This is a genomic window from Aquabacterium lacunae, assembly GCF_004310865.1.
GTDB classification, from domain to species: domain Bacteria; phylum Pseudomonadota; class Gammaproteobacteria; order Burkholderiales; family Burkholderiaceae_C; genus Aquabacterium; species Aquabacterium lacunae.
Map to the genome: position 1 here is coordinate 649410 of NZ_SIXI01000001.1, position 20789 is coordinate 670198.

Here is a 20789-nt window from a genome sequence, read left to right on the forward strand (position 1 = left end):
CGTCGCGGCCAGGACCGAACTTCCGCGAAAGTTCGGGGCACCCCTGAGCAAGCCATGGCATCTTCGTCTCCCAGCACCCCCGGCATCGACACTTCCACGGTCCACATCGACCTGGGCGATCGCAGCTACGACATCCTGATCGGCGAGGGCCTGCTGGGCCAGGCGGCCACTTACCAGGGCCTGCCCAAGTCGAGCACGGCACTGATCGTCACCAACACCACGGTGGGCCCGCTGTACACGGCCACGCTGCGTGCGGCCCTGCAAGGCCAGCACAAGCAGGTGCTGGACGTGGAACTGCCCGACGGCGAGCAGTACAAAGACTGGCCGGCGCTCAACACCGTGTTCACCACGCTGCTGGAAAAGGCCGCCGACCGCAAGACGGTGCTGTACGCCCTGGGCGGTGGCGTGATCGGTGACATGACCGGCTTTGCCGCGGCCTGCTACATGCGCGGCGTGCCCTTCGTGCAGGTGCCCACCACCCTGCTGGCCCAGGTCGATTCCAGCGTGGGCGGCAAGACCGCCATCAACCACCCGGCCGGCAAGAACATGATCGGCGCGTTCTACCAGCCCCAGCGCGTGGTATGTGACCTGGCCAGCCTGGACACCCTGCCCCAGCGCGAACTGCTGGCCGGCCTGGCCGAAGTGATCAAGTACGGCCCCATTGCCGACGCCGAGTTCCTGGCCTGGCTGGAGGCGAACATGCCCCGACTGCTGGCCCGCGACAAAGCGGCCCTGAAACACGCCATCCAGCGCTCGTGCGAGATCAAGGCCTGGGTGGTGGGCCAGGACGAAAAGGAAGCCGGACTGCGGGCCATCCTGAACTACGGCCACACCTTCGGCCACGCCATCGAAGCCGGCCTGGGCTACGGCGAATGGCTGCACGGCGAGGCCGTGGGGTGCGGCATGGTCATGGCCTCCGACCTGTCGCAGCGCCTGGGCCTGATCAGCGCCGACACGGCCGCGCGCATCACGGCCCTGATCGAACGCACGGGGCTGCCCATCAAGGGGCCGCAACTGGGCGCCGACCGCTACATCGAGCTGATGCAGGTCGACAAGAAGGCCGAGGCCGGCGAGATCCGCTTTGTGGTGATCGACGAACTCGGCAAGGCCAGCATGCGGCCCGCGCCCGACGCCATCGTGCGTGACGTGATCGCCGCCAACACCTGACACGCCCGCACCCATGTGGCTCGCCCCCTACGCCAGTCTTCCAGAACGGACTCGGGGGCGTCGTCACCCCGAAGCACCCGCCCCCACGCGCAGCGACTACCAGCGCGACCGCGACCGCATCGTGCACAGCACGGCGTTCCGGCGCCTGGTGTACAAAACCCAGGTCTTCCTCAACCACGAAGGTGACCTGTTCCGCACGCGGCTGACGCATTCGCTGGAAGTGGCACAGCTGGGCCGCTCGATCGCCCGCTCTCTGGGGCTGAATGAAGACCTGGTCGAGGCCATTGCCCTGGCGCACGACCTGGGCCACACCCCCTTCGGTCATGCCGGTCAGGACGTGCTGAACGAGTGCATGGCCGAGCATGGGGGCTTCGAGCACAACCTGCAGTCGCTGCGGGTGGTCGACACCCTGGAAGAGCGTTACCCCGCGTTCGATGGCCTGAACCTGAGCTTCGAAACCCGCGAGGGCGTGCTCAAGCACTGCTCGAAGCGCCATGCCGAGCTGCTGGAAGCCCAGGAGCCTGACGGCGTGGCGCGCCGCTTCCTGGACGGCACACAGCCCAGCCTGGAGGCGCAGCTGTGCAACCTGGCCGACGAGATCGCCTACAACGCCCACGACATCGACGACGGCGTGCGTTCGGGCCTGGTGACCCTGGAACAGTTCGACGAGGTGCCGTTGTTCGTGAAATTCCGGGAAGAAACCCTGCGCGAACACCCCCAGGCGCGCGGCCGACGGCTGCTGTTCGACGCCATCCGGCGCATGCTGTCGCAGCAGGTGTACGACGTGATCGACGCCACGCGCGCCCGCATCGCCGACCACATGCCCGTGTCGGCCGACGAGGCCCGGCGCTGCCCGCCGCTGGTGCGCTTCACCCCTGAAATGCGCGAAGCCAGCACCCAGCTCAAGCGCTTCCTGTTCCGCGAGCTGTACCGCCACCCCCAGGTGAACGAGACCACGGCACAGGCCAAGCAGGTGCTGCACGAACTGTTCGAGGCCTATGTGCAGGCCCCTGAAGAAATGCAGGTCGGCTTTGCCAACCGCGACGACCAGCACCGCGCCGTGGCCGATTACATCTCGGGCATGACCGACCGATTTGCCGTGCGCGAGCACGAGCGCCTGACCGGCCGCAAGGTGTTCTGAGGCCATGAGCACCCCTCAAACCGTGGCGCCCTCCTACCGCCTGGCGCTGGTCATGATCGTGAAGAACGAGGCCCGCGGCCTGGCGCGCTGCCTGCAAAGCGTGCAGGGCGTGGTCGACGAGTGCATCGTGCTGGACACCGGCTCCACCGACGACACCATGGCGATCGCGCAGGCCCATGGCGCACGCGTGGCCCACTTTGGCTGGGTGGACGATTTCTCGGCGGCGCGCAACGCGGCCCTGGCCCTGAGCACGGCCGACTGGCACCTGGTGCTCGATGGCGACGAGTGGCTGCCTTCTGCCGAAGAAAGCCCAGCCGGTCGGCAGGCCATCGAATCGCTGCGGCAACTCAAGGAACAGGCCCCGACCTTCCTGGGGCTGCTGGAGGTTCATTCCGCCTTTGACGCACAAGGCCAGTCGGCCAGCAGCTGGCTGCCCCGGGTGCTGCCCGGCCCGGTGCGCTACAGCGGGCGGGTGCACGAACAACCCGAGTGGCAGGGGGCACGTCAGCGCCTGCCCGTGCGCGTGCACCATGATGGCTACCTGCCCGCGCAGCGCGTGAGCAAAGGCACACGCAACCAGCAGTTGCTGGAGCGTGCCCTGCAAGAGCAGCCGACCGACGCCTACCTGCACTACCAGCTCGGCAAAGACCTCGAGGTTCGAGACCAGTTCGAACCCGCCCTGCAGGCCTACCGACAGGCCCTGCAGCTGCTGGGGCCCAAGGCTGGCCGCAGCCCGGCCTGGCGGCATGACCTGCTGTTGCGCACCCTGTTCGTGCTGCAGGCCTGCGGACACACCGACGAGGCCATTGCACTGGCCGAGCCGGAAATGGCCCATTGGACCGACTCACCCGACTTCTATTTCGTGCTGGGTGACGTGCTGCTGACCCGCGCACTTGCACATCCTGAAACGGCCAACGACCTGCTGCCCATGATCGAATCATGCTGGCAGCAATGCCTGGCCCTGGGCGACGGCTCCTCGCTGGAAGGTCATGTGCATGGCCGGGGCAGCCACCTGGCGGCCCACAACCTGGTCGTGTTCTACGAAAGCCTGGGCATGCAGCAGCAGGCCGACACCTACCGCGCCCGGGCGAAAGCCCCCTGAAATCGGCTTCTTTCGGGGCTTTCTTCGGCGTTTGACGCCCTCAAGTTGGCCGGTACGCTCACTTCACCCTTGAGAACTGGGCGTGGGCGCTCAGTCTCGCTTGACCGGAGCGACCCCATGAGCACCCTCCCCCCCGTGCACCTGACCGTGATGCAGCCGGCCGGCTATGTGCATTCGCTGGGATTTCTGGACCAGGCCCGCTATGTGAGACACCAGCTGCGCCGCTTCGGGGCCTCGGTGACACTGGGCAAGAACCGGTTGAGGGAAGATGCCGTGAACATCGTGTTCGGTGCCCACCTGGGCTTCCCTCAGGCCATGCGTGAGCGGCATGCCTGCATGTTCTTCAACCTGGAGCAGCTCGGTGAAGGCGGCGCACAGGTGCCTGCCGATTACCTCCGGCTGCTGCAGACCTCGGCCGTGATCGACTACGACGCGCAGAACGTGGCGGCCTACACCCAGCACCACGAAGATGTGCCGATCGCCACCTTCCAGTACGCCCCCTACCTGCAGGGCGCCCCCGGCACGCCGCTGCACGAACGCCCCATCGACCTGCTGTTCTTCGGCAGCATGAACGCGCGCCGTCGCCAGTTCATCGAGCGCATCGAGGCCTGCGGGCTGTCGGTGTCCACGTTCGATGCCCCCATCTACGGCCCCGAGCGCGATGCGTACATCCGCCAGGCCAAGGCCGTGATCAATTGCAGCTTCTATGAATCGAGTCGCTTCGAGCAAGTGCGGGTGTCGCACTGCCTGTCTCTGGGCACGCCGGTGATCTCGCACCGCAGCCCCCGCAGTGCACCCCCGGCCGCGTTCGAAGACGCCGTGTTCTGGGTGGACGACGACACGCTGGAATCGTTTTTCACCGGGCAATTCGGCACGCCCGCCTTCTTCGACGTGGCCCAGGCCCGCCTGCAGGCCTTTCGGCAACACGATCCGGTGGAGCAGTACGCCGACCTGATGGCTTTTGCCAAAGGCTTCAAAGAGGGCTTTGACCGGTTGCACAGGCCCCTGCACTGGGCGCCGCAGCACCTGAACCTTGACACCCGCAACGACTACCGCCTGGGCTGGCTGAATGTCGACGACGACGACGCTTCGCAGCCCGACCTGCAGCTGGACCTGGGCGCACCGCTGCCTCTGCCCCTGGACACCCGCACCCGCATGGGCGTGGCCACCAGCCTGGAAGCCGGCACCATCACACGCATCCATGCCGGGGAAGTGCCCAGCCAGGTGGAAGACCTGGAAATGTTCATGAGCAACGCGCTGACGTTGCTGGCCGACGAAGGCGTGATCACGGTGGAAGTGCCGATGGATCAGGCACCTGCCTCGTGGACCAACCCTCGCATGAAGCGGGCGCTGAATGAGCACTCGTGGCGGTACTTCACCGAAGGCTTCTGGCGACTGGGCTGGCTGACCCACCGCTTCGCGCTGGAAGCGGTGACACCCCTGGACCTGCACCGACGCCCTTGCACCCGCGAGGCCGCTGTCTACTTGCGAGTGGACCTGCGCAAGGTGGCCACCACCGCGCGCGAACGCACGCTCGCACGCACCATGCTGAGCGATTTCGGCGGGGTGGAGGAAGACACCGGTGCACCCGGTGCGCCGCCGGCGGCACCGCTGCAGGCATTGACACCGGCGCTGGCATCCACCGAGCCCGTCACACCCGCCACGGTCAGTGACCGCGCCGCCCGTCTGCCCGACGTGGAAGCCCAGGTTGACGCCCTGATCGACAACGACCAGATGACCCAGGCCATGGTGACCATGGCCAATGCCATCAATGCGCACTTCATGCAGGAAGGCGTGGCCCACCATGCCCTGTACTACCCGGTGTTCGACCAGCAACTGTGCCGCATGGCCGCCCGCCTGGCCGAGCACCGACCGACCGGTGAAGTACCCGCCACGCACGAGAACCACCTGTTCATCGCGTCCGAGCTCTACCAGATCGGCGGGCACTCGAAGGTGCTCGACGACATGTCGCGCATGGTCCGCAACCCGGTCATCGTGCTGACCGACACCTTCGGCAACATCGCGAACCACCCGGAGCAGTACGCCTGGATCGAAGCGCACTACGCGCACGCCCAGGTGCTGGTGCTGCCCGAAGCCACGCTGTGGCAAAAGGCCGAGATGCTGCGCGACCTGGCCTGCCGCCTGCAGTCGGCCTCGATCACCTACTTCAACCACCACCAGGACCCGGTGCCTTTCGTGGGCACGCTGGAAGTGGCCGGCAGCCGCAAGCTGCTGGTGCACCACTGTGACCACAACCCCAGCCTGGGCTGCACCCTGCCGCAGGTGCGGCATGTGGACATCACCTTGAAGCTGCAGGAGACCTGCTCGGCTCAACGGCAGGAAGCCACCGACATCCTGCGCCTGTTCGTGGCCGACCAGGGCTGCAAGCCGATGCCCGCGTTGAACGGCATGGCGTACAACGTCGTCACGGCCGGGCGGGCAGGCAAGTTCAGCCAGGGTGGCCAGGTGTCCTTGCAACGACTGATTGCCACGACACTGCAGACCGTCGAAGGGCGACACATTCACATCGGGCCGTTGTCGCCCGAGTGGCTGCGGGACATCGAACAGCATCTGCGCGGGCAGGGCATCGACCCATCCCGCTTCGTGCACGTGGGTGCTGTGCCCTCGCTGTGGGCCACGCTCAAGCAGCTCGACGCCGCGGTGTACATCGGGTCGGCGCCGGTGTCCGGTGGTCGCGGCGCCATCGAGGCACAAGGCTGTGGCTACCCGGTGTTGCCGTTCACGGGCTTCGAAGAGGGCTCATTGCTGGCCGACTACTCCTCGTATGCCGACCTGTCGCTGGGTTGGGCCGACCTCGGCACCCTGCGCCAGCAGTTGCTGGCCTTGCCCAATCGGCATGAGGCCCTGTGCGCGCAGGCCCGTGCCTTCTACGACGCGCACTTCTCCCTGGCGCAGTTCCATGACACCGTGCAGACGCTGACCCAGGCATGAGCCTGCCCTGACGTTCCTTCCTGAGCTGTCACCATGCCGTGCGCACCCACTTTTCGCTTCGTGCGACACCGGGCCGACCCTGGCGCTCACCCGCCGCTGTGGGACACCCTGGTGGCCCAGGCGCGCAACGGCACCTTCCTCATGCGGCGCAGCTACATGGACTACCACGCCGATCGGTTCGACGACGCGTCGTGGCTGGTGTTCAACGAAGACCGCCTGGTGGCCGCCCTGCCCGCCCACCAGGAGCAGCGTGCCGAGGGCTCGGTGCTGATCTCGCATGGCGGACTGACCTTCGGGGGCCTCGTGCTGCACAGCAGCCTGGGTGCAGCCGACACCCATGCGCTGGTGGCCCAACTGCGTGATCACCTGCAGCAACAGGGCATCCGGCAGCTGATCTACAAGCCCGTTCCCCACATCCTGCACCGCCTGCCCTCGGAAGACGATGTGCATGCCCTGCACCTGCTGGGCGCACGCTGCACCCGCATGGACCTGTGTCACACGGTGGACCTGGCGCGTCGGCCCGCCTTGTCGAAAGGCCGCAAACACGCGCTGAGCAAAGCCCGCCGTGAAGGTGTCGAAGTGCGCACTGGCCAGCCTCTGGCCGCTTTCTGGGCCGTGTTGAACGAGGTGCTGCACACCCACCACAACACCCGCCCGGTGCACAGCCTGGCCGAGATGCAGGGCCTGATGCAGGCCCATCGCGAGATTCGCCTGGTGACCGCCCACGCTGGCCCTGCCCCAGAGGCTCCCGTGCTGGCAGGGGCCGTGGTCTATGACTACGACGGGACGGTGCACACGCAATACATGGCCTCTTCAGAGGCCGGGCGGCAATGCGGCGCACTCGACGCTGTGATTGCCTCGCTGATCGAATCGGCCGGGCCGTCGCACCGCTGGCTGAGCTTCGGTGCATCGACCGAGCAGCAGGGCCTGGTGCTCAATGCCGGACTGGCCGCTCAGAAAGAGATGTTCGGTGCCCGCAGCACCACCTTGCACACCTACACCCTGGACCTCTGACCGGAGCAGCCCATGCCATCGACCCAAGCGCGCAACATCGGGGCCTACGAGCAGGCCTACCTCAGCAGCGACTTCGAAGCGACCCAGGCCACCATGCGCAAGCGCATGCTGCTGAACCTGCTGCAAGCCTGGCAACCGCAACGGGTGCTGGAAGTGGGGTGTGGCACGGACCCGCTGTTCAACCACTGGCCCGCATTCGAACGCTGGACCGTGGTGGAACCCGGCCCCCGGTTTGCCGCACTTGCACGGGAGCAAGCCGGCACCGATGCGCGCATCGAGGTCATCGAAGCCACGCTGGAATCGGCCGCCGGGCAGATCGCCGCCGGGCAGTACGACTGCATTCTTCTGTCGGGCCTGCTCCATGAAATCGACGATTGCGGGCAGTTGCTCGCCGCCACCCGTCGCCTGTGTGGCGCCGACACCCGCGTGCACGTGAACGTGCCCAATGCACGCTCGCTGCACCGCCTGCTGGCGCAGGAAATGGGCCTGATCCCCAGCCTGCATGTGATCTCCGACCGGCAACGACAACTGCAGCAGCACCACACGTTCGACCTCGACAGCCTGCAACGCCTGTGCACCGCACATGGCTTTGCCGTGCTGGATTCGGGCTCGTACTTCATCAAGCCCTTCACCCACCAGCAGATGGCGCAGCTGCAAGACATCGGCCTGCTGAGCCCTGCCCTGCTGGACGGCCTGTTCCGCCTGGAGCGGCACCTGCCGGGCATGGGCTCGGAGATCTTCGTGAACCTGCAGCCTGGCGCTGCCACCGCCACAGAAGGAGCCTGCCATGGCTGAGAACACCCCCAGCGTCACCCTGGTCGGCAACACCCTCGCGGTGCTGGTGGCCGCCGCAGAACGCACACAGCGCGGCCTGCCCACCCGCATCATCTCGCCTGGCGGCCCCTGGGGGGGCTACTTCGCCGGCGTCAATGCTGGCGGGCGGCTGTGGGACGCCGGCATGGTGCTGTACGAGTTCACCTCCTTCCGTGACCCCGGTACACCACCTGACCTGGCCACCTATGAAGCCACGCGTCGCAATGACATCGGACGCTTCTGTGGCGTGGTGCGGGACCACGTGGCCCAGTTCCAGCGCACCCAGGTGGTCAGCACCCCCTTGATGCACCTGGGTGGGCAATGGCTGCCTGACCTGATGCTGTCGAACCAGCTGGACGCCCTGCAGGCGTTGCCCGAGCGCCAGCTGCTGGCGCAGGAGATGCGCCAGCAAGGCTGGCCTGCAGCCGATTCCGCACCACAGCGATGGCACCCACGTCACAAACAGCAGTGGCCAGCCGACGGCACCGATGGGCATGGCCGACCGGTGACCTTCGATGAGGTGTCGCGCCAGGTGCATGGCCACGGCCTGCATGACGCGGTGATGGTGCCCTTCATCCGCAAGGTGATGAACCAGGACGACAGTGGGCTGGCAGCGCTGTACCACCGCATGACCTGGCTGCCACTGTTCTGGCCAGAAACCACACTGAGCTGGCTCGAAGGGGAAGGCCAGGCCCTGCCGCCCACCCTGTTTCACCAACCGGTGGACGAACCGGTCGCGGCCTTGTGCCAGCGGCTGGTGGCCCTGCTCAATGCCTCGCCACTGGTGCGCATCGACAGCGGTGCCCTGCCCCATGTGCGCCGTACGCGCACTGGCTTCGAACTGACCCTGCCACAAGGGTTGCCCGAACACACCGACCGGCTGGGCTGGGCGCTCACGCCACGTCAGGGCCTGCAGGCTTTCGGCTTGCCAGTCGATGACTTCCAGGAAGACCGGCTGCCCGTGACCCTGATGTTCCTGCGCATGGCCGCACAGGACGTGCAGCACCTGCCTTCGGTGCTGCATTGCCTGGATGCCTGCACGGGGGCTTACCGCGTGTCGAGTGCCGTGTCCACGCCGGAGGCTCGCCGTGATGGCCTGGTGGACCTGGTGGTCGAGGCCAACCCGCACCACTTCGACGCAGTGCATGGTGCCGGCACAGACGATTCCCGCGTCGTCGCGGCTGCCTGTCACGACCTGCACACCATGGGCGTGCTGCACGCCCATGCCTCACCGCGTTTCAGCAAGGTGATGCGCCTGGCCGGTGCCTTGCCACTGCCCACCCACCGCAGCCTGCACCACTACCAGCAAGAACATCAGACCTTGCGCCAGGCCTGCCCTGGCATCGAACTGATCGGACCGTCAGCGGGACCATTCGCCAACTCGCTGTCGGAACAGATCATCCAGGGGCTGTGCCTGGCGCGCGCCAGCCTGTCGACCAGCCTGCCCGAGCCTGAAGGCGTGGTTCATTGAGGCAACTGAGGGCGCAGTGCAGCGCATATCGCCGCACTGCCCGATGTTGTGCCTGCCTAGACTGATGCATGCCCATCGCATGCGACAGATGCTCGCAGGAGGTTCACATGGCCATTGCCGATTGCCGGATCCACGAATTGCCCAAGGTGCATGACCCTCGGGGCAATCTCACGTTCATCGAATCGAACCGTCAGATCCCCTTCCCGATCCAGCGCGTGTACTACCTGTACGACGTGCCAGGCGGTTCCGAGCGCGGCGGGCACGCCCACCTGGCCCTGCACCAGTTCGTGATCGCCATGTCGGGCAGCTTCGACCTGGTGCTCGACGATGGCTTCACACGCAAGCGCGTGCACCTCAACCGGCCGTACAACGGCCTGTACATCCCGCCCATGACCTGGCGGGAACTGGACAACTTCTCGTCGGGCAGCGTGTGCATGGTGCTGGCCTCGGCCGTCTATGACGAAGCCGATTACCTGCGCAACTACAGCGAGTTCATGTGCCGCGTGCACAGCCAGCACCAAAGCGAACCCACCCACCGGATCACCACCGACGAAACCATCGGAGCCCTGTGATGCCACCGCGCACCGTGCCCTTTCTCGACCTGGGGGCCATCAATGCGCGCCACGCGGCGGGCTTTGCAGCAGGCCTGCAACGCGTGCTGCACAGCGGCCGCGTGATGCTGGGCCCTGAGACCGAAGCGTTCGAGCACGAGTTCGGGGCCCTGTGCGACAGCCCCCATGCCATTGGGGTGAGCAACGGGCTGGATGCGCTGCACCTGGTGCTGAAAGCCTGGGGCTTGGGTCCGGGCGACGAGGTGATCGTGCCCTCGCACACCTTCATCGCGACCTGGCTGGCCGTGAGCCTGACAGGTGCCACACCCGTGCCCGTGGATGTGGACGAGCGCACCTGCAACCTCGACGCCGATCGGGTGGCTGCCGCAGTGACACCGCGCACCCGCGCATTGATCGCGGTGCACCTGTACGGCCGGCCAGCGCCGATGGACGCACTCATGGCACTGGCCCATCGGCATGGATTCAAGGTGCTGGAAGATGCCGCTCAAGCCCACGGTGCGCGCCTGAACGGCCGCCGGGCCGGCAGCCTTGGGCATGCAGCTGCCTTCAGCTTCTACCCGGGCAAGAACCTGGGCGCCCTGGGCGATGGTGGCGCCATCACCACTGCCGACACCGCGTTGGCCCTGCAGTTGCGCAAGCTGCGCAACTACGGCTCTGAGGTGAAGTACGTGCACGAAGTGGCCGGCATGAATGCCCGGCTGGACGAACTGCAGGCGGCCTTCCTTCGCGAAAAGCTGCCCCATCTGCTGGGCGACAACGCACGGCGTCAGGCACTGGCACGGCTGTACCGGCAAGAGCTGGCCGACACCCCGGGGCTGATCTTGCCGGTGCCCGACGACGACGCACATGAATCGGTGTGGCACCTGCATGTGGTGCGACACCCGCGCCGGGACGAACTGGCCCAGGCCCTTCAAGCCGCAGGCGTGGGCGTGCTGGTGCACTACCCCACCCCCCCACACCGTCAGGGTGCTTACGCACACCAGCCGGTGGCCCACAACCACCTGCCGGTGGCCGACCTGCTGGCCGCACAAGTGCTGAGCCTGCCCATGGGTCCCACCCTGAGCGACGACGACGTGCGCTGGGTCTGTCAGCAGGTGCGTGAGGCCTGCAACCGGCTGCGCTGAAGCCACCACGGTCTTTCTGCCCCGCACAGCACAAGGCCCCCGTTGCAGCCGCATCGGGGGCCTTGTGCCATGGCGACCCTGGATCGCCTGTTGTCAGTGTGCCGGCTTTGCTCCGCCAGATTCAGTGTGTTGCCAGTTGCAACGGTGCCGGCGCCAGCCCTTGCACGCGACGTTCGTGCATGCGCTGGAACAGGGCCACCAGATCCTGGGCCAGGCGCTCGGTGTTGTAGAGGGGCGCCGTGTCGCGGGCCTGCTCCAGTCGTTGCCTCAGGGCCTGACGGCGTTTGCCGTCGCGGGCCAGTGCCACGGACAGGGCTTCGTACTGGGCCAGGTCATGGCAGATCAGCTCCTCGCAGCCCACCGCCCGCAGCAGGCTGGGGGCCACACGCGATGCAAATGTCTGCCCCTGGAGCGCCACGGTCGGCACGCCACCCCACAAGGCGTCGCTGCATGTGGTGTGCCCCCCGCAAGGGAAGGTGTCCAGGTGCAGATCGGCCAACCCGATGCGCAGCCGATGCTGCTCGATCGGCTCGAAACCGGCAAAGATCAGGCGGGCAGGGTCCAGCCCACGCGCCTGCGCCTCTTCCCGCAACTTCTGGCGCACAGGGTCGTCGGGCGTCAACACCCACAGCACGCTGTCGGGCACCTGACGCAGCACACGGCACCAGGCGTCGAACACATCGCGGTTGATCTTGTACGACTGATTGAAGCTGGCCAGCACCACCTTGTCCTCGGGCAGACCGCATTCGGCGCGCGTGCGGGTGCTTGTGCGGGCCCGGGTGCGGTCATTGGGCTGGTAACACACCGGCAACTGCGCGATGCACTCGGTGTAAGCCGACTGGGCCTCAAACGGCGTGACCACCGGATCGCCCACCACGTAGTCGATGAAGGGCGCACCACAGCTGCCCGGGTAGCCCAGCCACGCCACCTGCACGGGCGCCGGTCGGTAACTGAACACCGAGATGCGGGTGTCCATGGTGTAGCCCTTGAGGTCGACCAGCACATCGATCTGGTGATCGCGGATCAGCTCGGCCTGTGCCCGTGTGCTCAGCCCGCGGCACTCGATGAAGTGATCGGCCGATCGCACCACGCGGCTGCGCAGGGTCGAACCATCGTCCGGGCCGTGTGAGAACAGGTACAGCTCAACCTGCGCGCGGTCCAATGTCTCCAGCAAATCCACCATCAACATGCTGGTGGCGTGGTGATGGAAATCGCAAGAGACCATGCCCACGCGCAAGCGCTGCCCAGGCTCCCGGGGCCAGGCCTGTTCGGTCATGGGTGCGGGCAAGGGGTCAAAGCGACGCATGTCCCAACGGGCCATGGCCTGTTGCAGGTGGGGGTCGTCGGAGATCGAGAGCAGACAGAAAGGACTGATGGCGCCACAGTCGGTCTGGTCGTCGACGAGGTCGATGCAATCGGCCAGCGCATCACGGTCGCGGTCCACTGCCGGCCAGTCGCACCCCCAGGCCGCGTAGTGCACGGCATACAGCGCACAGTCCAGCGCCTGAGGCCTGAAGGCCAGCACCGTGCGGAAGCACTCGGCGGCATCGGCATGTCGCCGCATCTTGGCCAGGTTGAAGCCCAGTTGCATGTAGGCTTCCTCGTGGTCAGGTTTGAGCGTGAGTGCATCCAGGAAAGTCTGAGAGGCCTCCACTGTGCGCCCCAGGTCGGTCAGCGTGGCGCCCAGCAGCACATGGTAGGTCGGGTCTTTCGGCACATCGGCAGACAAGGACAGCAACACCGCCAGCGCCTCCTCGTGGTGGGCGCGATCGCGGTGCAGTCGCGCCACCATCTGCACGGCCAGCAGGCTGTCCGGGTCCAGTGTCAGGGCCCGCGTGGCCGCGGCCAGTGCCTCATCGGGCAAGTGCAGGCGAACGCAGCAACGACTGAGGTTGAGCCAGTACAGCGCGTCATGGGGATCATGCTCGACCGCGCGCTTGAACTGCTGACGTGCCTCGGCGTACTGACGGCGTGAGACCAGGTCCACACCGGCCTGCCAGGCCTTGTGTGCCTTGAGCTGCGAGGCACTCGGCGGCGCTGGCGGGCGCTTGGCTGCGGCATGAGACACAGGGGTGGCGAGGCGGCTGTCGCTGATCATGTAGAACTCCGTCAAGCATCGGCGAACACGGCCGATAACGGCATGTCGGTCCATGCCTGGGTCTCACCGAATGTATCGAGGGCCCTGCTTGAGAGGTCGCAGAAATGAGCAGTCTTTCACCTGTTCATGAAACGACACAAGAACTTCGAAGATGTCAAGCGAAATCTCTAAAGTTCTCGTGAAGGCTCACCGATAAGCAAAACAACGGGCTCGCCAAAACGGGTTCGGGGTCCGGTTAGAAGACCTGGCACTGCCGGCAGCGATGCAGGCACCAAGGTTCAACTAACGCCGGGCGACAAAGGAAGTCGCAAGACGACCGGAATTGTCCGGCTCAGTGCCGGGATTGATCGAACCACTAGGAGTACACCATGCCTTCTGTAGTCAACACCAACCTGATCTCGCTGAACTCGCAGCGCGCTCTGTCCTCCAGCCAATCGACGCTGGCCACTTCGATGCAACGCCTGTCGTCGGGCCTGCGCGTCAACTCTGCCAAGGACGATGCCGCCGGTCTGGCCATCTCCGAACGCATGAACGCCCAGGTGCGCGGCATGAACGTCGCCATCCGCAATGCCAACGACGGCATCTCGCTGGTGCAGACGGCTGAAGGCGCGATGGCCAAGGTCGGCGACTCGCTGCAACGCATGCGTGAACTGGCGGTGCAGGCCCGTAACGCCACCAACTCGTCGAGCGACAAGGATTCGCTGGACAAGGAGTTCGGCGAGCTGGCCAAGGAAATCCAGCGCGTGATCGGTGGCACCACCTTCAACGGCGTGAACATCATCGGCAGCAATGCGGGCACCTTGACCTTCCAGGTGGGCGCCAACACCACCACCGATGACACGATCGACATCATCACGACCAACATGGGCTCAGCCACCGAGATCTCGGTGGTGGCAGGCACCAGCAACACCGGCCTGGGCCGCGCAACCATCAACAGCGCCGCCACGGTGGGCGACATCAAGGATGTGATCGACAACCTGGACGCGGCCATCAACTTCGTGAACTCCGAGCGCGCCACCATGGGTGCCTCGCAGAACCGTTTCGATGCCGTGATCTCGAACCTGCAGGTGTCGGTGGAGAACCAGTCGGCCGCCAAGAGCCGCATCACCGACGCCGACTTCGCCGCAGAAACGGCGAACCTGTCGAGAGCGCAGATCCTGCAGCAGGCCGGCAACGCGATGGTGGCGCAGGCCAACCAGCTGCCCCAGCAGGTGCTGTCCCTGCTGCGCTGATCCAGGTCAGCCGGCACCAAGCCCCGCCCCGGCGGGGCTTTTGCTTTTCAGGGGCATGAAATGGTGGGCATTGCGGGGCCTTATCGTCTGTTTGCACCCCTTGCACCAATCTCACAATCGGTCCAACAGGTTTAGAGACAGAACCTGTGGTCCGGCTCAGGCATTGTGTAACGCCTCCGCCGGGAGTCACTGGCTTCTAGTGGAGTGCTTGCAATGCCTCAAACCATCAACACCAACCTCGTGTCGCTCAATGCACAGCGCAACTTGACAGGTTCGCAGGGTGCGCTGGCCACTTCCATGCAGCGTCTGTCGTCTGGCCTGCGCGTGAACTCCGCCAAGGACGACGCAGCCGGCCTGGCGATCGCCGAGCGAATGAACGCCCAGATCCGCGGCATGAACGTCGCAGCGCGCAACGCCAACGACGGCATCTCGATGGCCCAGGTGGCTGAAGGTGCGCTGAGCAAGGTGGGTGATGCCCTGCAGCGCATGCGTGAGCTGGCCGTGCAGGCCCGCAACGCCACCAACTCGTCGAGCGACAAGGATTCGCTGGACAAGGAGTTCGGCGAGCTGGCCAAGGAAATCCAGCGTGTGCTGGGCGGCACCACCTTCAACGGCAAGGCCATCCTGGGCCCCGATGCCGGAACCCTGACCTTCCAGATCGGCGCCAACACCACCACCGACGACACGATCGACATTGGCACCGAGAACCTGCAGAGCTCCACGGTGATCACCGTGGTGGCTGGCACCGACAACACCGGCTCACTGCGCGGCACGATCAACTCGGCGGCCACGGTCGGCGACATCAAGGACGTGATCGACAACATCGATTCGGCCATCGACCTGGTCAACAACACCCGGGCCACCTTCGGCGCCACGCAGTCGCGCTTCGATGCCATCGTGTCCAACCTGATGGTGTCGGCCGAAAACCAGACCGCAGCCCGCAGCCGCATCATGGACGCCGACTTCGCTGCCGAAACCGCGGCCATGTCCAGAGCACAGATCCTGCAGCAGGCCGGCAATGCGATGGTCGCCCAGGCCAACCAGCTGCCCCAGCAGGTGCTCAAGCTCCTGGGTTGAACCTGGCGCATTCAATTTGTCACGGTTCACCCCCTCAACTCTTTCAGAGGGGCGCCGAAAAAGAGGTCGTCATGGCGTGATTCCTTGCGGGAACGCGCCTGTTGGCCCATGTGGGGCCAGCACAGCATGAGGACGTGAGGGTAGTAGCATGGCCACAATCACTTCTGCAGGTCTGGGCAGCGGGCTCGATGTATCCACCATCGTTTCCAAGCTGACAGAGCTCGAGCGGACACCGATCACGCAGCTTCAGCGAGAAGCGAGCACGATCCAGTCCAAAATTTCGTCATTCGGATCGCTGACGAGCGCGGTGTCGTCCTTGAAAGACGCCGCCGCCAAGCTCAACCAGGCCAGCACCTGGTCGGCCACCACCGCCACGTCGGCCGATGCCTCGGCGGTGGCCGTGTCCACCGACAGCAATGCCGCCACGGGCAACTACAGCGTGGCCGTGCAGTCGCTGGCCATGGGACAGACCACCGCCAGCGCCACCTACGCGTCCAGCGGGGCCACCATCGGCATCGGCACGCTCACCTTCGACATCGGCACCTACGGCGCCGGGCAGAGCACCTTCACCACCAACCCGAACTGGCCCCGGGCCACGGTGGAGATCACGGCCGCTGACAACAGCTTGGAAAAGGTGCGTGACAAGATCAACTCTGCCGGTGTCGGCGTGGTGGCCTCGGTGGTGACCGACGCCACGGGCTCTCGCCTGGTGTTCCGCTCGGCATTGACCGGCGCTGCCAACGCGTTCAAGGTGAGCGCCACCGACGGCGATGGCAACGACACCGACGGTGCGGGCCTGTCGGCATTGGCCTACGACCCCACCCTGTCGATCACCAACATGGCATCGATGCAGCCAGCGGCCAACGCGAAGCTGACCATCAACAACCTGCCGGTGGAATCGGCCACCAACACCGTGACCGGAGCCGTGGAGGGGCTGACCCTCAAACTCAACAAGGTCACCAGCAGCCCGGTCGACGTGGGTGTGACACAGGACACCGAATCCATCAAGAAAGCCATCACAGGCTTCACGACGGCTTACACCAACCTGAACTCGCTGATCAAGGACCAGACCAAGTACGACGCGACCACCAAGAAGGCTGGCACCCTGCAGGGAGACTCTGCCGCCATCTCGATCCAGTCGCGCATGCGGGCGATCCTGTCGCAAACCTCGGGCGCCTCCAGCGTGTACGGCCAACTCAGCCAGATCGGCATTTCGATCGATGCCAATGGCGCACTGAGCGTGAGCAGCAGCAAGCTCGATGGCGCGCTGTCTGCCAACCTCGGTGAGGTCAAGAAGCTGTTTTCCAACCTGGACACGGCCAACACGGCCAACAACGGCTTCGCGCAGCGCTTCACCGACCTGGCCAGCGAAGTGACCAGCTTCGAAGGCACGCTGAGCACCCGCACCTCGGGCCTGCAAAAGCGCCTGTCGGACAACACCAAGCGCCAAGCTGAACTGGAAGACCGGGTGGCCCTGTTCCAGGCCCGCCTGACCAAGCAGTACAACTCGCTGGACACCACCATGTCCAACCTCAACGGTCTGTCGACCTACGTGAGCCAGCAGATCGCCGCCATGAACAAGTCGAACACCTGAGATCTGGCGTTGATATTCGAGGTTTATGCACCCCTGTGGTGATCAAGACCTTGACAGCAGTGCCGATAACTACTTCAACACAGCACACATCGCGAGTAGTTCCAGATGTACGCCACTGCCACCCAGACCTCCCCCAGCGTGTTTTCGTCGCGCTCTGTCTCGAACGCCTATCGCCAGATCGGCGTCGAGACAGGCATCGCCGGCGCTCACCCCCACAGCCTGATCACCATGCTGTTCGATGGGGCCCTCGAAGCCATCGCGCAAGCGCGCGGTGCGATCCAGAAGGGCGATATCGAGAGCAAGGGCCGCCTCATCGGCAAGGCCGTCAGCATCGTCGAGGAGGGCCTCAAAGGCGGCCTCGACCTGAAGGCGGGCGGCGAGATCGCCCAGAACCTGCATGCGCTGTACAGCTACATCGCCGGACGCCTGACCCAGGCCAACCTCCGCTCCGACGCCCAGGCGCTCGAAGAATGCGCCAGCCTGCTGACCCCCCTGCGTGACGCATGGGTCAGCATCCGCGCCGAAGCCTCCGCCCAGACCACTCACAAGGTGTCCGCATGAATGCCCCCGAACTGTTGAATGTCCTCGAGGACGACACCCAGAGCCAGGGCCTGCTGAGCTTCTACGAAGCCATCGAGCACGCCAGCCAGGACATGCTGGACGCGGCACGCGCTGGCGACTGGGACACCGTGGTGCGCCTCGAAGGCGCCTGCGCCGTGCTGATCGGCCGGCTCAAGCAGGCCGCAGCCGATCGCCGACTGGGCCGCGAGGAAGCCGCGCTGAAGTCGCGGATCATGCAGCGCATCCTGCTCAATGACTCCGAGATCCGCAACCTGGCCGAGCCCTGGATCAATGACCTGGGCCGCATCAACGGTCACCCGGACGGCGGCCACCTGCACTGAGCATCAAGGGCCTCATGTCTGCCACTGTGGACCTCGACGAATACCGCATCTCTTCGGCCGCCGAGGTTCAGGCGCTGCTGAAACAGTTGCAGGACAAAGGCACCCTGGTCACGCTCAGTGGCCCGGGTGGCCTGTCGTACACCACGGTGCTGTGGAGCGCTGACGCGCAGCGCAAGGTGCTGAGTTTCAGTGCCGAATCCGGCGATCAGCGCCTGCAGCAACTGCTGGAAGGCGATGAAGTGGTCGCGGTGGCCTATCTGGATGCCATCAAGCTGCAGTTCGACGTGCTGGGCGCCATGCTGGTGCGCGGCGGACAGACCACCATCACCGCCCGCTACCCGGAGCAGCTGTACCGGTTCCAGCGCCGCTCCAGCTTCCGGGTCAAGCCCCTGGGCAAGGAACCCACCATCCGCTTCAAGCACCCGGCACACCCGGCCACGGTGCTCACCTTGCGCGTGCTGGACATCAGCCTGGGCGGCGTGGCCTGCCTGATGCCCGACAACGTCCCACCCATGCCGGCGGGATGCACCGCACGCAGTTGCCTGCTCACCCTGGACGACGACACCACGCTCGAAGTCGACATGGTCATCCACCATGTCTCGGTGATGAATCCGGAAGTGCGCAGCGCCCGGCTGGGTTGCGAGATGATCAACCTGCGCGGCAGCGACGAGCGCGCCCTGCAGAACTACATCAACCTGACGCAGAAGCGGCGCATCGCGCTGACCCGTTGAACGGGAACCGGCCGCCCGGCTGGTAGCATTCGGCGCATGAACACCGCTGCGCCCTGGATCATCGCTACCCGTGAAAGCCGTCTTGCCCTGTGGCAGGCCGAGCATGTCCGTGACCTGCTGCAAACCTTGCAGAGCCGCCCCGTGCAGCTGCTGGGCATGACCACCAAGGGGGACCAGATCCTGGACCGCGCCCTGTCCAAAGTCGGCGGCAAGGGGCTGTTTGTCAAAGAGCTGGAAGTCGCCCTGGAAGAGGGCCGCGCCCACCTGGCCGTGCACTCGCTCAAAGATGTGCCCATGGAGCTGCCTGAAGGCTTCGTGCTGTCGACCGTGATGGAGCGCGAAGACCCGCGCGACGCCTTCGTCTCGCCCCGCCATGCGCGACTGGAAGACCTGCCCGAAGGCGCCGTGGTGGGCACCTCCAGTCTGCGTCGGCAGGTGCAGATCCGGGCCATCCGCCCCGACCTGCGCATCGAACCGCTGCGCGGCAACCTCGACACCCGACTGCGCAAGCTCGATGAAGGCCAGTACGACGCCATCGTGCTGGCAGCGGCGGGGCTCAAGCGGCTGGGGCTGGCCGATCGCATCCGGTCGGTGATCGAGATCGACCAGATGCTGCCGGCCGCCGGGCAAGGCGCCCTGGGTCTGGAGGTGCGTGCCGTGCAGACCGACCTGATCGGCCAGCTGGCCCCCCTGAACCACGCCCCCACCCGCATGGCGGCCCTGGCCGAGCGCGCCGTCTCGCGCGCCCTGGGCGGCAGTTGCTCCATGCCCCTGGCCGCCTACGCGGCCTGGCAGCCCGATGGCCAGTTGCTGCTGCAAGGCCTGCTGGGTCACCCCGAACGCGAGGGCCTGTTGCGCGCCCAGGCCTCGGGCGCACCACGCACCGATGCCGAAGCCGACGCCCTGGGCCAGCAAGTGGCACAAGGCCTGATCAGCCAGGGCGCACGCGACTGGCTGGCCACATGCTGACCCTGGTCACCCGACCAGAACCCCAGGCCAGCCAGTGGGCGGCCGACCTCAACGCACTGGGCCTGCATGCGCAGCCCCTGCCCTTGCTGGCCCTGACCGCTCCCCCTGACGCCGCGCCTGTGGCACGGGCCTGGCAACAACTGGCCGAGGTGGCCTGCGTGCTGTTCGTGAGCCCCGCTGCCGCCCACTGGTGGGCACAGGCACGCCCCGCTGGCGCCTGCTGGCCAGCCGGCACCCTGGCGGCAGCCCCCGGCCCTGGCACGGCGCTGGCCTTGCTGCAGTCCCTGGGGCATGCAGGGCTCACGCCCGAACAGGTGATCAGCCCTCCCGCCACCGCCGCGCAGTTCGACTCCGAGCACCTGTGGCCCTGGCTGGCCCCGCACCCTTGGGCCGGACGCCGGGTGCTGATCGCCAGCGGAGGCGACCAGGGCGAGGCGCGCGGGCGACAATGGCTCAGCGCGCAGTGGCAGGCCCAGGGCGCCACGGTCGACGCTCTGCTCGCCTACACCCGGGGCCCCGCCCCCTGGACCGACGCAGACCTGGCCCAGGCCCGCCAGGCCTGGGCCCAGCCTGGGCACCATGCCTGGCTGTTCAGCAGCTCGCAGGCCATCGACGTGCTGCAAGCGCGGATGGGTCGGGCCCCGGCACGCGCCGTGGCCGTGTGCACCCACCCCCGTGTGGCCGAACGCGCCGCCCAGGCGGGCTTCGGCCGCCTTGTCGACACCAGACCACAGCTGGCCGAGGTGGCCTCAGCCCTTCAAGTCTTGTCATGCGAGCCCCATGCGTGATCGATACAATCGATTGCATCGTGAGTGACGCCCCGCCCTCCC

The 20789-nt window shown here is 66.2% G+C and carries 18 protein-coding genes; 17 read left to right on the forward strand and 1 reads right to left on the reverse strand.

Annotated features, from left to right (window positions below):
- Positions 1-54 precede the first annotated feature (54 nt).
- The 9 genes from aroB to EYS42_RS02870 all read left to right on the forward strand — a co-directional run bounded on the left by aroB (position 55) and on the right by EYS42_RS02870 (position 11356).
- Complete coding sequence (gene aroB, locus EYS42_RS02830; protein ID WP_130966320.1) at positions 55-1167, forward strand: 3-dehydroquinate synthase; 1113 nt, start codon at positions 55-57, stop codon at positions 1165-1167.
- A 13-nt stretch (positions 1168-1180) separates the two neighbouring features.
- The gene (locus EYS42_RS02835) at positions 1181-2308 is read left to right on the forward strand and encodes a deoxyguanosinetriphosphate triphosphohydrolase (protein WP_130966321.1); all 1128 of its coding nucleotides are present in this window, start codon (positions 1181-1183) and stop codon (positions 2306-2308) included.
- A 4-nt stretch (positions 2309-2312) separates the two neighbouring features.
- The gene (locus EYS42_RS02840) at positions 2313-3410 is read left to right on the forward strand and encodes a glycosyltransferase family 2 protein (protein WP_130966322.1); all 1098 of its coding nucleotides are present in this window, start codon (positions 2313-2315) and stop codon (positions 3408-3410) included.
- Positions 3411-3527: 117 nt separating this feature from the next.
- Complete coding sequence (locus tag EYS42_RS17150; RefSeq protein WP_207301092.1) at positions 3528-6362, forward strand: hypothetical protein; 2835 nt, start codon at positions 3528-3530, stop codon at positions 6360-6362.
- A gap of 33 nt (positions 6363-6395) precedes the next feature.
- Positions 6396-7376, forward strand: a complete 981-nt coding sequence (locus EYS42_RS02850) for a GNAT family N-acetyltransferase (protein WP_130966323.1) — start codon at positions 6396-6398, stop codon at positions 7374-7376.
- A 12-nt stretch (positions 7377-7388) separates the two neighbouring features.
- Positions 7389-8171 carry a class I SAM-dependent methyltransferase gene (locus EYS42_RS02855; protein WP_130966324.1) on the forward strand — a complete coding sequence of 261 codons (783 nt, stop codon included), beginning with the start codon at positions 7389-7391 and terminating at the stop codon, positions 8169-8171.
- Positions 8164-9660 (forward strand): hypothetical protein, encoded by a 1497-nt coding sequence (locus EYS42_RS02860; protein WP_130966325.1) that lies wholly within the window; start codon positions 8164-8166, stop codon positions 9658-9660. The genes EYS42_RS02855 and EYS42_RS02860 overlap by 8 nt, the downstream gene beginning before the upstream one ends.
- A gap of 107 nt (positions 9661-9767) precedes the next feature.
- Positions 9768-10232, forward strand: coding sequence for a sugar 3,4-ketoisomerase (locus EYS42_RS02865; protein ID WP_130966326.1), 465 nt, complete (start codon positions 9768-9770; stop codon positions 10230-10232).
- Positions 10232-11356, forward strand: a complete 1125-nt coding sequence (locus tag EYS42_RS02870; RefSeq protein WP_130966327.1) for a DegT/DnrJ/EryC1/StrS family aminotransferase — start codon at positions 10232-10234, stop codon at positions 11354-11356. Before EYS42_RS02865 ends, EYS42_RS02870 begins: the two co-directional genes overlap by 1 nt.
- Positions 11357-11477: 121 nt before the next feature.
- On the opposite strand, the gene EYS42_RS02875 is transcribed toward EYS42_RS02870, so the two are convergent.
- Positions 11478-13454 (reverse strand): O-linked N-acetylglucosamine transferase, SPINDLY family protein, encoded by a 1977-nt coding sequence (locus EYS42_RS02875; RefSeq protein ID WP_165456613.1) that lies wholly within the window; start codon positions 13452-13454, stop codon positions 11478-11480.
- A gap of 368 nt (positions 13455-13822) precedes the next feature.
- On the opposite strand from EYS42_RS02875, the gene EYS42_RS02880 reads away from it, so the two are divergent.
- The 8 genes from EYS42_RS02880 (at position 13823) to EYS42_RS02915 (ending at position 20747) form a co-directional block, all read left to right on the forward strand.
- Positions 13823-14686, forward strand: coding sequence for a flagellin N-terminal helical domain-containing protein (locus EYS42_RS02880; RefSeq protein ID WP_130966329.1), 864 nt, complete (start codon positions 13823-13825; stop codon positions 14684-14686).
- 213 nt (positions 14687-14899) lie between these two features.
- A complete protein-coding gene (locus EYS42_RS02885) occupies positions 14900-15763 on the forward strand; it encodes a flagellin domain-containing protein (protein WP_130966330.1) in 864 nt (287 codons plus the stop codon).
- A 148-nt stretch (positions 15764-15911) separates the two neighbouring features.
- A complete protein-coding gene (gene fliD, locus EYS42_RS02890) occupies positions 15912-17357 on the forward strand; it encodes a flagellar filament capping protein FliD (RefSeq protein WP_130966331.1) in 1446 nt (481 codons plus the stop codon).
- 105 nt (positions 17358-17462) lie between these two features.
- The gene (fliS, locus tag EYS42_RS02895) at positions 17463-17918 is read left to right on the forward strand and encodes a flagellar export chaperone FliS (protein ID WP_130966332.1); all 456 of its coding nucleotides are present in this window, start codon (positions 17463-17465) and stop codon (positions 17916-17918) included.
- Positions 17915-18259 (forward strand): flagellar protein FliT, encoded by a 345-nt coding sequence (locus EYS42_RS02900; RefSeq protein WP_130966333.1) that lies wholly within the window; start codon positions 17915-17917, stop codon positions 18257-18259. Before fliS ends, EYS42_RS02900 begins: the two co-directional genes overlap by 4 nt.
- Before the next feature lie 14 nt (positions 18260-18273).
- A complete protein-coding gene (locus EYS42_RS02905; protein WP_245503473.1) occupies positions 18274-18990 on the forward strand; it encodes a flagellar brake protein in 717 nt (238 codons plus the stop codon).
- 36 nt (positions 18991-19026) lie between these two features.
- Entirely contained in the window at positions 19027-19959 is a 933-nt protein-coding gene (hemC, locus tag EYS42_RS02910; RefSeq protein WP_130966334.1) for a hydroxymethylbilane synthase, read from the forward strand.
- Entirely contained in the window at positions 19953-20747 is a 795-nt protein-coding gene (locus EYS42_RS02915; RefSeq protein ID WP_130966335.1) for a uroporphyrinogen-III synthase, read from the forward strand. The genes hemC and EYS42_RS02915 overlap by 7 nt, the downstream gene beginning before the upstream one ends.
- Positions 20748-20789 lie beyond the last annotated feature (42 nt).

What these genes read in the sequence shown, in the direction of transcription:
- EYS42_RS17150 (WP_207301092.1), top strand. Translation starts at nt 3,528, where the DNA reads ATGAGCACCCTCCCCCCCGTGCACCTGACCGTGATGCAGCCGGCCGGC.
- EYS42_RS02900 (WP_130966333.1), top strand. Translation starts at nt 17,915, where the DNA reads ATGAATGCCCCCGAACTGTTGAATGTCCTCGAGGACGACACCCAGAGC.
- EYS42_RS02870 (WP_130966327.1), top strand. Translation starts at nt 10,232, where the DNA reads ATGCCACCGCGCACCGTGCCCTTTCTCGACCTGGGGGCCATCAATGCG.
- fliS (WP_130966332.1), top strand. Translation starts at nt 17,463, where the DNA reads ATGTACGCCACTGCCACCCAGACCTCCCCCAGCGTGTTTTCGTCGCGC.
- aroB (WP_130966320.1), top strand. Translation starts at nt 55, where the DNA reads ATGGCATCTTCGTCTCCCAGCACCCCCGGCATCGACACTTCCACGGTC.
- EYS42_RS02855 (WP_130966324.1), top strand. Translation starts at nt 7,389, where the DNA reads ATGCCATCGACCCAAGCGCGCAACATCGGGGCCTACGAGCAGGCCTAC.
- hemC (WP_130966334.1), top strand. Translation starts at nt 19,027, where the DNA reads ATGAACACCGCTGCGCCCTGGATCATCGCTACCCGTGAAAGCCGTCTT.
- EYS42_RS02885 (WP_130966330.1), top strand. Translation starts at nt 14,900, where the DNA reads ATGCCTCAAACCATCAACACCAACCTCGTGTCGCTCAATGCACAGCGC.
- EYS42_RS02880 (WP_130966329.1), top strand. Translation starts at nt 13,823, where the DNA reads ATGCCTTCTGTAGTCAACACCAACCTGATCTCGCTGAACTCGCAGCGC.
- EYS42_RS02865 (WP_130966326.1), top strand. Translation starts at nt 9,768, where the DNA reads ATGGCCATTGCCGATTGCCGGATCCACGAATTGCCCAAGGTGCATGAC.
- EYS42_RS02840 (WP_130966322.1), top strand. Translation starts at nt 2,313, where the DNA reads ATGAGCACCCCTCAAACCGTGGCGCCCTCCTACCGCCTGGCGCTGGTC.
- EYS42_RS02905 (WP_245503473.1), top strand. Translation starts at nt 18,274, where the DNA reads ATGTCTGCCACTGTGGACCTCGACGAATACCGCATCTCTTCGGCCGCC.
- EYS42_RS02875 (WP_165456613.1), bottom strand. Translation starts at nt 13,454, where the DNA reads ATGATCAGCGACAGCCGCCTCGCCACCCCTGTGTCTCATGCCGCAGCC.
- EYS42_RS02835 (WP_130966321.1), top strand. Translation starts at nt 1,181, where the DNA reads ATGTGGCTCGCCCCCTACGCCAGTCTTCCAGAACGGACTCGGGGGCGT.
- EYS42_RS02850 (WP_130966323.1), top strand. Translation starts at nt 6,396, where the DNA reads ATGCCGTGCGCACCCACTTTTCGCTTCGTGCGACACCGGGCCGACCCT.
- EYS42_RS02915 (WP_130966335.1), top strand. Translation starts at nt 19,953, where the DNA reads ATGCTGACCCTGGTCACCCGACCAGAACCCCAGGCCAGCCAGTGGGCG.
- fliD (WP_130966331.1), top strand. Translation starts at nt 15,912, where the DNA reads ATGGCCACAATCACTTCTGCAGGTCTGGGCAGCGGGCTCGATGTATCC.
- EYS42_RS02860 (WP_130966325.1), top strand. Translation starts at nt 8,164, where the DNA reads ATGGCTGAGAACACCCCCAGCGTCACCCTGGTCGGCAACACCCTCGCG.